This is a genomic window from Marinobacterium rhizophilum (assembly GCF_024397915.1).
GTDB classification, from domain to species: Bacteria; Pseudomonadota; Gammaproteobacteria; order Pseudomonadales; family Balneatricaceae; genus Marinobacterium_A; species Marinobacterium_A rhizophilum_A.
This window is the reverse complement of the sequence record NZ_CP073347.1, coordinates 3,050,318-3,061,888: the sequence shown is the minus strand read 5'-3', so window position 1 is coordinate 3,061,888 and position 11,571 is coordinate 3,050,318. Positions and strand designations below refer to the sequence as shown.

General features: G+C 61.2%; 15 protein-coding genes. All 15 read left to right on the top strand.

Features of this window, described 5'->3' with window-relative positions:
- Positions 1 to 145 precede the first annotated feature (145 nt).
- The 15 genes from KDW95_RS13785 to lipB all read left to right on the top strand — a co-directional run bounded on the left by KDW95_RS13785 (position 146) and on the right by lipB (position 11,566).
- On the top strand, positions 146 to 1,402 hold the full coding sequence (locus KDW95_RS13785) for a glutamate-5-semialdehyde dehydrogenase (protein WP_255852396.1): 1,257 nt from the start codon (positions 146 to 148) through the stop codon (positions 1,400 to 1,402).
- 6 nt (positions 1,403 to 1,408) lie between these two features.
- Positions 1,409 to 2,077, top strand: a complete 669-nt coding sequence (gene nadD / locus KDW95_RS13780) for a nicotinate-nucleotide adenylyltransferase (protein ID WP_255852395.1) — start codon at positions 1,409 to 1,411, stop codon at positions 2,075 to 2,077.
- A gap of 6 nt (positions 2,078 to 2,083) precedes the next feature.
- Positions 2,084 to 2,425, top strand: coding sequence for a ribosome silencing factor (gene rsfS / locus KDW95_RS13775; RefSeq protein ID WP_255852394.1), 342 nt, complete (start codon positions 2,084 to 2,086; stop codon positions 2,423 to 2,425).
- Between the two features lie 5 nt (positions 2,426 to 2,430).
- Positions 2,431 to 2,898 carry a 23S rRNA (pseudouridine(1915)-N(3))-methyltransferase RlmH gene (gene rlmH / locus KDW95_RS13770; RefSeq protein ID WP_255852393.1) on the top strand — a complete coding sequence of 156 codons (468 nt, stop codon included), beginning with the start codon at positions 2,431 to 2,433 and terminating at the stop codon, positions 2,896 to 2,898.
- Between the two features lie 7 nt (positions 2,899 to 2,905).
- On the top strand, positions 2,906 to 4,828 hold the full coding sequence (gene mrdA, locus KDW95_RS13765; RefSeq protein ID WP_255852392.1) for a penicillin-binding protein 2: 1,923 nt from the start codon (positions 2,906 to 2,908) through the stop codon (positions 4,826 to 4,828).
- Complete coding sequence (locus KDW95_RS13760; RefSeq protein WP_255852391.1) at positions 4,825 to 4,980, top strand: hypothetical protein; 156 nt, start codon at positions 4,825 to 4,827, stop codon at positions 4,978 to 4,980. Before mrdA ends, KDW95_RS13760 begins: the two co-directional genes overlap by 4 nt.
- Positions 4,977 to 5,132, top strand: a complete 156-nt coding sequence (locus KDW95_RS13755; RefSeq protein ID WP_255852390.1) for a hypothetical protein — start codon at positions 4,977 to 4,979, stop codon at positions 5,130 to 5,132. Before KDW95_RS13760 ends, KDW95_RS13755 begins: the two co-directional genes overlap by 4 nt.
- Positions 5,129 to 5,284, top strand: a complete 156-nt coding sequence (locus KDW95_RS13750) for a hypothetical protein (RefSeq protein ID WP_255852389.1) — start codon at positions 5,129 to 5,131, stop codon at positions 5,282 to 5,284. Before KDW95_RS13755 ends, KDW95_RS13750 begins: the two co-directional genes overlap by 4 nt.
- 58 nt (positions 5,285 to 5,342) lie before the next feature.
- Entirely contained in the window at positions 5,343 to 6,485 is a 1,143-nt protein-coding gene (gene rodA, locus KDW95_RS13745; RefSeq protein WP_255852388.1) for a rod shape-determining protein RodA, read from the top strand.
- A gap of 13 nt (positions 6,486 to 6,498) precedes the next feature.
- The gene (mltB, locus tag KDW95_RS13740) at positions 6,499 to 7,557 is read left to right on the top strand and encodes a lytic murein transglycosylase B (protein WP_255852387.1); all 1,059 of its coding nucleotides are present in this window, start codon (positions 6,499 to 6,501) and stop codon (positions 7,555 to 7,557) included.
- Positions 7,554 to 8,420, top strand: coding sequence for a septal ring lytic transglycosylase RlpA family protein (locus tag KDW95_RS13735; protein WP_304941554.1), 867 nt, complete (start codon positions 7,554 to 7,556; stop codon positions 8,418 to 8,420). Before mltB ends, KDW95_RS13735 begins: the two co-directional genes overlap by 4 nt.
- Before the next feature lie 80 nt (positions 8,421 to 8,500).
- Positions 8,501 to 9,721 (top strand): D-alanyl-D-alanine carboxypeptidase family protein, encoded by a 1,221-nt coding sequence (locus KDW95_RS13730; RefSeq protein WP_255852386.1) that lies wholly within the window; start codon positions 8,501 to 8,503, stop codon positions 9,719 to 9,721.
- 64 nt (positions 9,722 to 9,785) lie between these two features.
- Positions 9,786 to 10,640, top strand: a complete 855-nt coding sequence (locus KDW95_RS13725; RefSeq protein WP_255852385.1) for an aminotransferase class IV — start codon at positions 9,786 to 9,788, stop codon at positions 10,638 to 10,640.
- Positions 10,641 to 10,643: 3 nt separating this feature from the next.
- Positions 10,644 to 10,916: a YbeD family protein gene (locus tag KDW95_RS13720; protein ID WP_255852384.1), complete on the top strand. Its 273-nt coding sequence runs from the start codon at positions 10,644 to 10,646 to the stop codon at positions 10,914 to 10,916.
- Positions 10,916 to 11,566 (top strand): lipoyl(octanoyl) transferase LipB, encoded by a 651-nt coding sequence (lipB, locus tag KDW95_RS13715; RefSeq protein ID WP_255852383.1) that lies wholly within the window; start codon positions 10,916 to 10,918, stop codon positions 11,564 to 11,566. Before KDW95_RS13720 ends, lipB begins: the two co-directional genes overlap by 1 nt.
- Positions 11,567 to 11,571: the final 5 nt, after the last annotated feature.

Sequence of the window (11,571 nt, the reverse complement as noted above, 5' to 3'; positions counted from 1 at the left end):
CATGTTGTTGCCGGCGCAGGGGCTATTTCACGCCCCTGCCGCCCTGGCAGGAAAAACGGCGGCAGTAAAAGTGAAATCCTTCATGCAACATCCGGGTTTCGGACGGTATAATGCGCAAGTTAACGACCGGAGCTAAGGGCAGGGCATGAACGTAGAGGCATACATGATCGAGCTGGGTCAGCGTGCACGCGAGGCATCGCGGCTGATGGCGCGGGCCGAGACCGGCATCAAGAACAAGGCGCTGCTGTATATGGCCGAGGCCATCGAAGCGGCGCGCGATAGCCTGGCTGGCGCGAATCGACAGGATCTGGAAAACGGCCGGGCCAATGGCCTGGATGCCGCCATGCTGGATCGGCTGGAACTGACACCGGCGCGCATCGATACCATGATCGAGGGCCTGCGCCAGGTCGCGACCCTGGCGGACCCGATTGGTGGCATCACCGACATGAATTACCGCCCCAGCGGTATCCAGATCGGCAAGATGCGCGTGCCACTGGGTGTTATCGGCATCATCTACGAGTCGCGCCCCAACGTGACGGTCGAGGCGGCAAGCCTGTGCCTGAAGTCCGGCAACGCAGCCATTTTGCGTGGCGGTTCCGAATCGATTCATTCCAACCAGGCGATTGCTGCGTGCATTGCCGCCGGCCTCAAGCGTGCCGGTCTGCCGCAGACCGCCGTGCAGGTCGTGGAAACCACCGACCGTGCTGCCGTGGGTCAGCTGATTACCATGCCGCAGTACGTGGACGTTATCGTGCCCCGTGGCGGCAAGGGCCTGATTGAGCGGGTCAGCCGTGATGCGCGGGTGCCGGTGATCAAGCATCTGGACGGTATCTGCCACGTCTTTATCGACAGCGAGGCGGACACCTCCAAGGCGATCAACATCGCCATCAACGCCAAGACGCATCGTTACGGCACCTGCAACACCATGGAAACCCTGCTGGTTGACGGCAGCGTGGCGGCCGCGGTGCTGCCGGAACTGGCCGGTGCCTATGAGCAGGCCGGCGTGGAATTGCGTGGTTGTGAACGCACCCGCGCGCTCTTGCCGCAGGTGCTGGCAGCGACCGAGGAGGACTGGTCTACCGAGTACCTGGCCCCCATTCTGTCGATCCGGGTGCTGGACGGCATGGATGAAGCCATCAGTCATATCAACAAGTACGGTTCGCACCATACCGATGCGATCGTCACTGAAAATTACACCAAGTCGCGGCGCTTCCTGCGCGAAGTGGATTCCAGCTCGGTCATGATCAATGCGTCGACGCGCTTTGCCGATGGTTTCGAGTATGGCCTGGGGGCTGAAATCGGCATCTCCACCGACAAGATTCATGCCCGCGGCCCGGTGGGCCTTGAAGGGCTGACGTCGCAGAAATACGTGGTGCTGGGTGATGGCCATATCCGTCAGTAAACGGACATGACCGACACCGGCCCCGCGGATGCCCTGGTTTTCATGGGCGGTACCTTCGACCCCGTGCACAATGGTCACCTGCGCACCGCGCTGGAGATCCAGCAGTGGATGGGGGTCGATCAGGTCTGCCTGATTCCCTCGAAGGCCCCGGTGCACCGCGAGCAGCCTGGCTGCTCATCGGAGCAGCGCCTGGAGATGGTCCGGCTGGCGGTGGAGCAGGAACCGGCCCTGCGGGTGGATGCACGGGAGGTGCTGTCGGACAAGCCCTCCTACAGCCTGTTGACGCTGCAGTCCCTGCGGGCCGAGATCGGGCCCGACCGTCCGCTGTGCATGGTGCTGGGAATGGACGCCTACCTCGGGCTGGCCAGCTGGCATGGCTGGGAACAGCTGCCGAACTACTGCCACATCATTGTGGTGTGCCGACCGGGCTATATCTATGAGCCCGATGAGCGCATGCGCCGCTTTGGTCGTGCTCACGAAACCCGGTCGCTGGAGACCGTACTGGGATCGCCCTGCGGCCGTGTGCTGATGCATGAGCTGACGCCGTTGAGCATTTCAGCCACCCAGATTCGACAGCTGGTGGCGAAGGGGCTGTCGCCCCGTTACCTGTGTCCGGACCCCGTCTGGCACTATATGCAACACCATAACCTTTACGTGATTGAAGAGGATAGTTAACCGAAGATGCGGATTGATCAACTGGTCACACTGGCGCAGACCGCGCTGGAAGATATGAAAGCCAAAGACGTCGTGCTGCTGGACGTGCAGGGCAAATCCAGCGTGACGGACTACATGCTGATCGCCAGCGGAACCTCCCATCGCCATGTGAACTCCATTTCCCAGGAAGTGATCGAGAAGGCGAAAGAGGCCGGCGTGATGCCACTGGGTACCGAAGGTCAGACCGTCGGTGACTGGGTACTGGTGGATCTGGGCGACATTGTTGTCCACATCATGATGCCCGATGCCCGTAGCTTCTACGATCTGGAACGGTTGTGGAGCTTTGACGCGGCCCAGGCGGCAGAGTAACGGCGATGAAAGTACGTCTGATTGCCATCGGTGGCAAGATGCCGGGCTGGGTGACCCAGGGCTACGACGAGTATGCCAAGCGCTTGCCGGCGGATTTGACACTGGAACTGGTGGAACTGCCCCTGGGGCACCGTGGCAAGGGCGCGGACCTTGCCCGCGCCAAGCGCCAGGAAGGCGATCAGATGCTGGCAGCCATCCCCAAGGGAGACCGGGTGGTGGCGCTGGAAGTCGAAGGCCGCAACTGGTCGACTGAGCAGCTGGCGACGCACATGGAAGGCTGGCGCATGGAAGGTCGCAATATCTCCTTGCTGATTGGCGGTCCGGACGGCCTGGATGCCCGCTGCAGTGCGGCGGCCGATCAGCGCTGGTCGCTGTCGGCGTTGACGCTGCCCCATCCGCTGGTGCGGGTGCTGCTGGCAGAGCAGCTCTACCGTGCCTGTACCATTTTGCAGGGTCACCCCTACCACAAATAGCGATTCCATGGCCTTCGAACGCTTCAAGGATTACAGCCAGGAAAGCCGCACCTTTGGTGCTCGGGCAATGCTGGCCTTTGTGCTGGTTTTGACGCTGGTAACGGTGCTGGTCGGGCGCCTCTACTTCCTCCAGGTCGTGCAGTACGACCGCTATGCCGCCATGTCGGAGGACAACCGGGTGCACTTGCAGCCGGTGGCGCCCACCCGTGGTCTCATCTATGACCGCAACGGTGTGCTGCTGGCCGAAAACCGCCCCAGCTACAGCGTTACGGTACTCAAGGAAGAGGTACGGGATCTTGAGGGGACGCTGGACATCCTCAAAACGCTGATTCCCATTACCGAGTCCGAGCTGGAGCGCTTTGACCGGCGTTACCGCCAGCGTCGCCGCCCGTTTGAAACCGTACCGGTACGCTTTCGTCTCACCGAGCCGGAAATCGCCCGCATTGCCGTCAATTACCACCGTTTGCCGGGTGTGCAGGTTGAAGCTGACCTGATTCGTCATTACCCCTATGGCGAGGCGGTGGTGCACGCGCTGGGGTATGTCGGTCGCATCAACGAGGCCGAGCTGCAGCAGGTGGAAGCCAATAACTACGCCGCCACGCACTATATCGGCAAGCTGGGCATCGAGAAGTTCTACGAGCCGCAACTGCATGGCCAGGTAGGCTTTCAGAAGGTTGAAACCAACGCCCGGGGCCGCGTGCTGCGGGTGCTGGAGCGGGTCGACCCGGTCCCTGGTGATGACCTGGTGCTCAGCCTTGATCTGCGACTGCAGCAGATTACCGAACGCCTGATCGATGGCCGCAAGGCTTCGGTCGTGGCCATCGACCCCAAAACGGGCGGTATTCTGGCGCTGGTCAGCGAGCCGGGCTATGACCCCAACCTGTTTGTCACCGGCATTTCGACCGCGGACTACAGCGCGCTGCGGGACTCGCCCGACCTGCCACTGTTCAACCGGGCTCTGCGCGGCGGTTATCCGCCGGGGTCGACCATCAAGCCGGTGATTGCCCTGGCGGCGCTGGATTCTGGCACGGTATCGCCGTCTCATACGGTGTGGGACCCGGGTTTCTTCACCCTCAGCCAGGGCGGTCGCCGCTACCGTGACTGGAAGCGCGGTGGCCATGGCCGGGTGGACCTGAACCTGGCGCTGGCGCAGTCCTGCGATGTCTGGTTTTACGACGTGGGCTACCGCATGGGTGTGGACAAGATGTCGGATTACCTTGGACGCTTCGGCTTCGGCGATGTCACCAGCCTGGACCTGCCCGAAGCGGTACCGGCAGTACTGCCGTCCAAGGAGTGGAAACGCAATGCCCGCAACCGTCCCTGGTATCCGGGTGACTCGGTCAACCTGAGTATCGGGCAGGGTTTCTTTGTCGCCACGCCGCTGCAGCTGGCAACGGCGGCTACGGTGCTGGCCAATCGTGGCAAGTGGGTACAGCCCAAGCTGCTGCAGGGTGTACGCACGGCTGCTGAAAATGGTGATATCAATATCGACATGCCGCAACTGGAGGACGCCAGGCAAGTGCCGGCGGACGTGACGGTCAAGTCCGATGCCTACTGGCAGCAGGTGATCAAGGGCATGGTGGATGTCATGCACGGTGAGCGCGGCACGGCCCGCAAGGCGGGACAGGATGCGGGTTACATTATCGCTGGCAAAACCGGTACCGCCCAGGTGGTGGGTATCAAGCAGGATGAGCGCTATGACGCCTCCAAGCTGTCGGAGCGTAACCGTGACCATGCTCTCTTCGTGGCCTTTGCGCCGGTGGATGATCCGCAGATCGCCGTCGCCGTGGTGGTAGAAAACGGCGGTGGCGGCTCCAGTACCGCCGCCCCCATTGCCCGCCAAGTGATGGATGCCTGGCTACTTGGAATCGATCCCAGCGAGGACCCGATACTGGAAGAACTGGTGCAGGAAGCGGAGGTCTCGCGATGAGGATTCGAGCGGCGCTATTATACCCGCGCTTGCGCCTGCCTGCGTTTGCCCGCCAGGTGATGGATGTCTGGCTGCTTGGCGCTTCCGACAACGTACCCAGCGAGGACCCGATACTGGAAGAACTGGTGCAGGAAGGGGAGGTCTCGCGATGAGGATTCGAGCGGCGCTATTATACCCGCGCTTGCGCCTGCCTGCGTTTGCCCGCCAGGTGATGGATGTCTGGCTGCTTGGCGCTTCCGGCAACGTACCCAGCGAGGACCCGATACTGGAAGAACTGGTGCAGGAAGGGGAGGTCTCGCGATGAGGATTCGAGCGGCGCTATTATACCCGCGCTTGCGCCTGCCTGCGTTTGCCCGCCAGGTGATGGATGCCTGGCTGCTTGGCGCTTCCGGCAACGTACCCAGCGAGGACCCTATGCCGGAAGAACTGGTGCAGGAAGCGGAGGTCTCGCGATGACGTCTGGTTTTGTGATTGTGTTGCAGCGAGTGGCTGTTAACAGGCTGGAGGTACGGACATGAGCCTGCGTGATTTTCAGCGCACCATGCCCGAATCCGGCCAGCATCTGGCGAACCGTCCGGGCTGGTGGTCTTACACGCATCTGGATGCCTGGATGTTGTTGTTCGTGCTGCTGCTGTGCGGCTTTGGCCTGTTCGTGCTCTACAGCGCCTCGGGTCAGGATGCCGGCTATGTCAGCCGCCAGGCGATTCGCATGGCGGCAGGTCTGGTCGTGCTGGTTGTGCTGGCCCAGATCAATCCACGCCACCTGGCACGCTGGGCGCCCTGGATGTTCGCCGCCAGTGTCCTGTTGCTGCTGGCGGTGCTGCTGGTGGGTGTCGGCGCCAAGGGAGCCCAGCGCTGGCTGGCACTGCCGGGATTCCGCTTTCAGCCGTCCGAAATCACCAAGCTGGTGCTGCCGCTGATGATTGCCTGGTATTTGTCGAGCCGGCCGTTGCCACCGCGCCCCGGGCACATTATCGTCTCGCTGGTGCTTCTGGGTATCCCGTCCGTCATGATCATGAAGCAGCCGGATCTTGGAACCTCGCTGCTGATAGCGTCCTCGGGGATCTTTGTGCTGCTGTTGTCGGGCATTCTGTGGCGCTATGTGTTTGCCGCCATGCTGGCCGCAGGCGCCGCGCTGCCGGGGCTCTGGATGGTGATGAAGGACTATCAGCGTCAGCGGGTACTCACTTTCATGGACCCCGAGAGTGACCCGCTGGGCAGTGGCTGGAACATTATTCAGTCCAAGACGGCGATCGGCTCGGGCGGCGTCTGGGGTAAGGGCTACATGGACGGGACTCAGTCACAGCTGGACTTTTTGCCGGAGTCCCACACCGACTTCATTATTGCGGTGATTGCCGAAGAGCTCGGGCTTGTGGGTGTACTGATACTGCTGTTTCTGTACCTGCTGATTATCGGTCGTGGTCTGATCATCGCCAGCCGGGCGCCGGACAGCTTTGGGCGCCTGGTGGCGGGCAGCATTATTCTGACGTTCTTTGTGTATGTTTTCGTAAACATTGGCATGGTCAGCGGACTCCTGCCGGTGGTTGGTGTGCCGCTGCCCTTGATCAGTTATGGCGGTACCTCTATTGTGACGCTGATGGCAGGGTTCGGCATTATGATGTCGGTTCATACCCATCGGCAGATGCTGCGTCGTTAAACAGGGATTAAGTATGCAAAAAATGTTGGTTCCCGCTTTGGTTTCACTGGCGCTGGTATTACAGACCGGCTGTGCATCAACGGCGGTTGGTCATGTCAGCAAGGACGCCGCCCCGCAGGAGGTCAAGGCAGCCGCTGCTGGCAGCGGCTACTCGCAGCATCCTGAAGCCGTGGCGCTGATCGATGAAATGGTGGCCCAGGGAGCGGATCGCGCCTACCTGGTGAGTCTGCTCGATCAGGCAAAGCGCCAGGAGTCGATTCTCAAGGCGATGTCGCGCCCGGCGGAAAAGCGCCTGACCTGGGGCGAGTACCGCAAGATATTTATCGAACAAAAGCGTATCGACCAGGGCATCCAGTTCTGGCGCGAACACGCCGACACCCTGGCCCGGGCCGAGCAGGAGTATGGCGTACCGGCCGAGGTGATTGTCGCCATTATTGGTGTGGAAACCCGCTATGGACGCATTACCGGCAGTTACCGTGTACTCGACGCCCTGGCGACCCTGGGATTTGATTACCCCAAACGCGGCGCTTTCTTTCGCGGCGAGCTCAAGGAATATGTCCAGCTGGTGAAGGAAGAGCAGGTCGATCCGCTCTCCCTCAAGGGCTCCTATGCCGGTGCCATGGGCTATGGCCAGTTTATCCCCTCGAGCTTTCGCGCCTACGCGGTGGACTTCGATGGCGACAACAAGCGTGATATCTGGGGCAACCCGGTGGATGCCATCGGCAGCGTCGCCAACTACTTTGCCCGCCACGGCTGGAAACAGGGCGAGCCTGTGACCAGTAACGTGGTGATCAATGGCGCGACGGATGCCAGCTGGTTCAATGCGAGCCTCAAGCCCGAAGTTACCCTGGCGCAGTGGGCAGAACGGGGTATCAGTACCCGCAAGGATCTGGATTCCGCCCAGAAAGCGACCCTGATGCAGCTTGAAATGGCTGACGGCGATGAATACCGCTTTGGTTTGCACAATTTCTACGTTATCACCCGTTACAACCACAGCCGGCTCTATGGCATGGCGGTACATGAGCTGAGCCAGATGATAGGCGCGGCCTACCGCGGGAGCAGGCAGGGGTGAGTTTCACGAAGCTGCGCCCGTCTCTGGTACTGTTGCTGGCGTTGCTGGCAGGTTGTTCGTCCTCGGTAAAACAGACCGAGGACAGTGCGACAGAAACCCGTGTGCCCGAAGCCAATGCCGGCCGCTATGCCATGAAGCACGACAAGGCGCCGCTGGTAATGGTGGACGTGTCCAAGGTGCCCGATGCCGTGCCCCGGCTGGAGCCCAAAAGCCTGAGAGGGAATCGCAGCCCTTACGAGGTGCTGGGGCAGCGTTACCATATCCTCGAGGAGGCGCGGGGCTACAAGGAGCAGGGCACAGCGTCCTGGTACGGTCGCAAGTTCCATGGTTACGAAACCTCCAACGGTGAAATCTACGACATGTTCAGCATGACAGCGGCGCACAAGTCGCTGCCACTGCCTAGCTATGTCCGGGTGACCAACATGGATAACGGCCGCCAGGTTGTGGTGCGGGTGAATGATCGCGGCCCCTTCCATGAAGGACGGGTGATTGACCTGTCCTATGCGGCGGCCTCGCGGCTGGACATGATGGGCGAGGGCACGGCTCGAGTGTCGCTTGAGGTGCTGGACCCGCGCGCGACGCAGGCATCTTCCCCGGCTGCCGGCGGCAAAGCAGGCGCCGCGCCTGGGCGCTATCTGCAGCTGGGCGCCTTTTCGGATCGTACCGCCATCGAGCGCATTGAGCAGCGTGTCGGCCAGCGCTCGGACGGTCTGAGCCTGCGGGTTTCGCCCGTGAGTCAGGAGGGACGTACCCTGTACCGGGTGCAGCTCGGGCCGGTGCCCGATAGTGAAACCGAAGCGCGCCTGATGCGCGAGCTGGCCGATGCCGGTTACACCGCCGCCCGTCCGGTGGACTTACCCTGATCGCCTGAGTAGAGTAGAACTTTTAGTCCCCGACGACGTCTACCCTGCACCCATTTCCCCGCAGACTGATAATGAGAACCATGGCTCAACGACCGATATACGCCCGACTATGCGGCTTCTTCCTTTGCTCTCTTCTTGTGGCCGGCCCGGTACAGGCTGAAACACCGACCCTCAATGCAACCCCGACGCTCAATGCGACGCCGACTCTGTCGCCGGCCGAACTGATCCCGGCCTCGCCCCAGATCGCGGCAACCTCCTACCTGGTGATGGATGCCGAAACCGGCGAAATTTTGCTGTCAGACAAGGAAGACGAGCAGTTCGCCCCCGCCAGTCTGACTAAAATGATGACCAGCTATATCGTCGAGTACGAACTGGCCAAGGGCAATATTTCCAAGGATGACCTGGTGCTGATCAGTGAAAAGGCCTGGCGTACCGAAGGCTCGCGCATGTTTGTACGCGAGGGGACGCAGGTCAAGCTGATCGACCTGCTGCAGGGCATTATTATCCAGTCCGGCAATGATGCCTCGGTTGCTGTGGCCGAGCATATCGCCGGCAGCGAGTCGGCCTTTGCTGACCTGATGAACCAGCACGCCGGCCTGCTGGGAATGAAGAACACCTATTTCCGCAATGCCACCGGCCTGCCGGCAGACCAGCATATGTCCACGGCCCGCGACCTGGCCTTGCTGGCGCGGGCGATCATTCGCCAGTTCCCGGAAAACTACCCGATCTATTCCGAGAAGTACTTCACTTACAACGAGATTCGCCAGCCCAATCGCAACCGCCTGCTGTGGCGCGACGACTCGGTTGATGGCCTGAAAACCGGCCACACCGAAGAGGCTGGCTATTGCCTGGTGGCCTCGGCCAAGCGTGACGACATGCGCCTGATCAGCGTGGTGCTGGGCACCAGCAGTGAAGAGGCGCGGGCGCAGGAAACCCAGAAGCTGCTGGCCTATGCCTTCCGTTATTACCGTACCCACAAGCTGTATGACGGCGGTACGCCGCTGAATACCGCCACCGTCTGGGGTGGGCAGGGTGGGGACGTCCGTCTGGGCCTGGCCGAGTCGCTGGCGGTCACGGTCCCGCGGGGTCAGACCGATCAGCTGGAAGCCGCGCTGGATGTGGATCGCGTGATCGAAGCGCCGGTGGTACAGGGGCAGGAATATGGCCGTGTACGGGTCACGCTCAATGGCGAGACGGTACGGGAAGTGCCGCTGGTTGCACTCGAGGATGTCGCCGAGGGTGGCCTGCTCAAGCGTATCTGGCACAGTATCGTGCTGTTTTTCCTCAGCCTGATCGGTTGATGGTGCAAGTACTTACTGACCCTGCCGCCTTCACTCTGAAGGCGGTTTGAAGAGACGGACACCGATGAATATCGTATATCTCAAGGGACGCTTCATGGCCTCTGAAGAGGCAACACTGTCACCCTTTGATCGCGGCTTTCTGTTTGGCGACAGTGTGTACGAAGTTGTGCCCTATTTTCGTGGTATTGGTTTTCGGCTGCAGGAGCATATCGCCCGGCTGGAACACAGCCTGCGGGCGGTTCGTATCCGGGCAGACCATGACTGGGCTGCACTGCTGAACGAGCTGGTCGCGCGCAACGGTGGCGGCACCCTGTCGGTCTACCTGCAGGTTACCCGGGGAGATGCAGGCAGCCGCAGTCACAGTTACGATGCCAGTCTTGAACCCACGGTATTTGCCTGTTGTGCGCCGGTGCGCAATTTTACCGCCGTGCCTGCCGCCGAGGTGGCGGGAATCAGTGCCATCGTTACGGCGGATCTGCGCTGGCATCGCTGCGATATCAAGTCCACCGGCTTGTTGCCCAACATCCTGGTGCTGCAGCAGGCGCGGGATCACCAGGCCGATGAGGCCCTGTTGCTGCGCGATGGTGTCCTGACCGAAGGCACCTCGTGCAACCTCTTTGTGGTGCGCCAGGGAGTTATCTATACCCCCAAGCGCAGCTCTGACATTCTGGGTGGCATTACCCGGGAGCTGATACTGGAATTGGCGGACGCCAATGGCATGCAGTACCAGGAAGTGGATATCGATTACGATACCCTGATGAACGCCGACGAAGTCTGGATTTCCAGCTCGACCCGCGGCGTGGTGCCGGTGACTCGCGTCGATCATCGGCCCATCGGCAGCGGTACCAAGGGGCCTGTCTGGGCTCGAATGTTTGAATTGTTGGCCCGTTACCAGCAGCAGCTGATGACGGGGGAGTGAGTGATGAGCGAACAGCAACCCCCCAAGATTGAATTTCCCTGCCCCGACTACCCGATCAAGGTGATCGGTGTGAACAGCACCGACTTTCGGGACTATGTCATTGAAACCGTACTCCGGCACGCGCCGGATCTTGATGTGGCCAGCGTCACCGTGCAGGACAGCAACAAGGGCACCTTTCAGTCCGTGCGTTTTTGCATTACCGCCACCGGTGTTGATCAGCTGGAGCGGCTGCACCAGGACCTGAAGTCCTCCGGTCGCGTCAAGATGGTCATCTGATGGCCCTGTCCGATACGCTGGTTCTGCGCGACCTGGGCCAGGTACCCTATGATTCCACCTGGCAGCGCATGCAGGACTTCACCAACAGCCGTGATGACCAGACCCCTGATGAAATCTGGCTGCTGCAACATGCCCCCGTGTTCACCCAGGGCCAGGCAGGCAAGGCCGAGCATGTGCTCAATGCCGGTGATATTCCGGTGGTGCAAGCCGACCGTGGCGGTCAGGTAACCTACCATGGCCCCGGCCAGCTGGTGGTCTACCTGCTGCTGAACCTGCGCCGCAAAAGCCTGGGTGTGCGGGATCTGGTGGATCTGATGGAGCAGAGCGTGGTCGAGCTGCTGGCCGAATATGGCGTTGAGGCTTACCCCAAACCCGACGCCCCTGGCGTCTATGTGGGCGATGCCAAAATCTGCTCTCTGGGATTGCGGGTACGCCGTGGCTGCTCCTTTCATGGCCTGGCGCTGAACCTGGACATGGACATGGAACCCTTCCTGCGCATCAATCCCTGCGGCTATGCCGGCATGGCCATGACCCAGCTGGCGAACCTGGTGCCGGGGCTGGACAGCGCAGCGGCCATCAGCCGTATGGGTGATATTTTGATCAACAAAATCGGGTATACTACGGTGTCCCGCAGAACCAGACTGGATTAGCGATT

Coding starts and splice junctions, on each gene's coding strand:
- KDW95_RS13785 (WP_255852396.1), top strand. CDS start 146: ATGAACGTAGAGGCATACATGATCGAGCTGGGTCAGCGTGCACGCGAG.
- nadD (WP_255852395.1), top strand. CDS start 1,409: ATGACCGACACCGGCCCCGCGGATGCCCTGGTTTTCATGGGCGGTACC.
- rsfS (WP_255852394.1), top strand. CDS start 2,084: ATGCGGATTGATCAACTGGTCACACTGGCGCAGACCGCGCTGGAAGAT.
- rlmH (WP_255852393.1), top strand. CDS start 2,431: ATGAAAGTACGTCTGATTGCCATCGGTGGCAAGATGCCGGGCTGGGTG.
- mrdA (WP_255852392.1), top strand. CDS start 2,906: ATGGCCTTCGAACGCTTCAAGGATTACAGCCAGGAAAGCCGCACCTTT.
- KDW95_RS13760 (WP_255852391.1), top strand. CDS start 4,825: ATGAGGATTCGAGCGGCGCTATTATACCCGCGCTTGCGCCTGCCTGCG.
- KDW95_RS13755 (WP_255852390.1), top strand. CDS start 4,977: ATGAGGATTCGAGCGGCGCTATTATACCCGCGCTTGCGCCTGCCTGCG.
- KDW95_RS13750 (WP_255852389.1), top strand. CDS start 5,129: ATGAGGATTCGAGCGGCGCTATTATACCCGCGCTTGCGCCTGCCTGCG.
- rodA (WP_255852388.1), top strand. CDS start 5,343: ATGAGCCTGCGTGATTTTCAGCGCACCATGCCCGAATCCGGCCAGCAT.
- mltB (WP_255852387.1), top strand. CDS start 6,499: ATGCAAAAAATGTTGGTTCCCGCTTTGGTTTCACTGGCGCTGGTATTA.
- KDW95_RS13730 (WP_255852386.1), top strand. CDS start 8,501: ATGGCTCAACGACCGATATACGCCCGACTATGCGGCTTCTTCCTTTGC.
- KDW95_RS13725 (WP_255852385.1), top strand. CDS start 9,786: ATGAATATCGTATATCTCAAGGGACGCTTCATGGCCTCTGAAGAGGCA.
- KDW95_RS13720 (WP_255852384.1), top strand. CDS start 10,644: ATGAGCGAACAGCAACCCCCCAAGATTGAATTTCCCTGCCCCGACTAC.
- lipB (WP_255852383.1), top strand. CDS start 10,916: ATGGCCCTGTCCGATACGCTGGTTCTGCGCGACCTGGGCCAGGTACCC.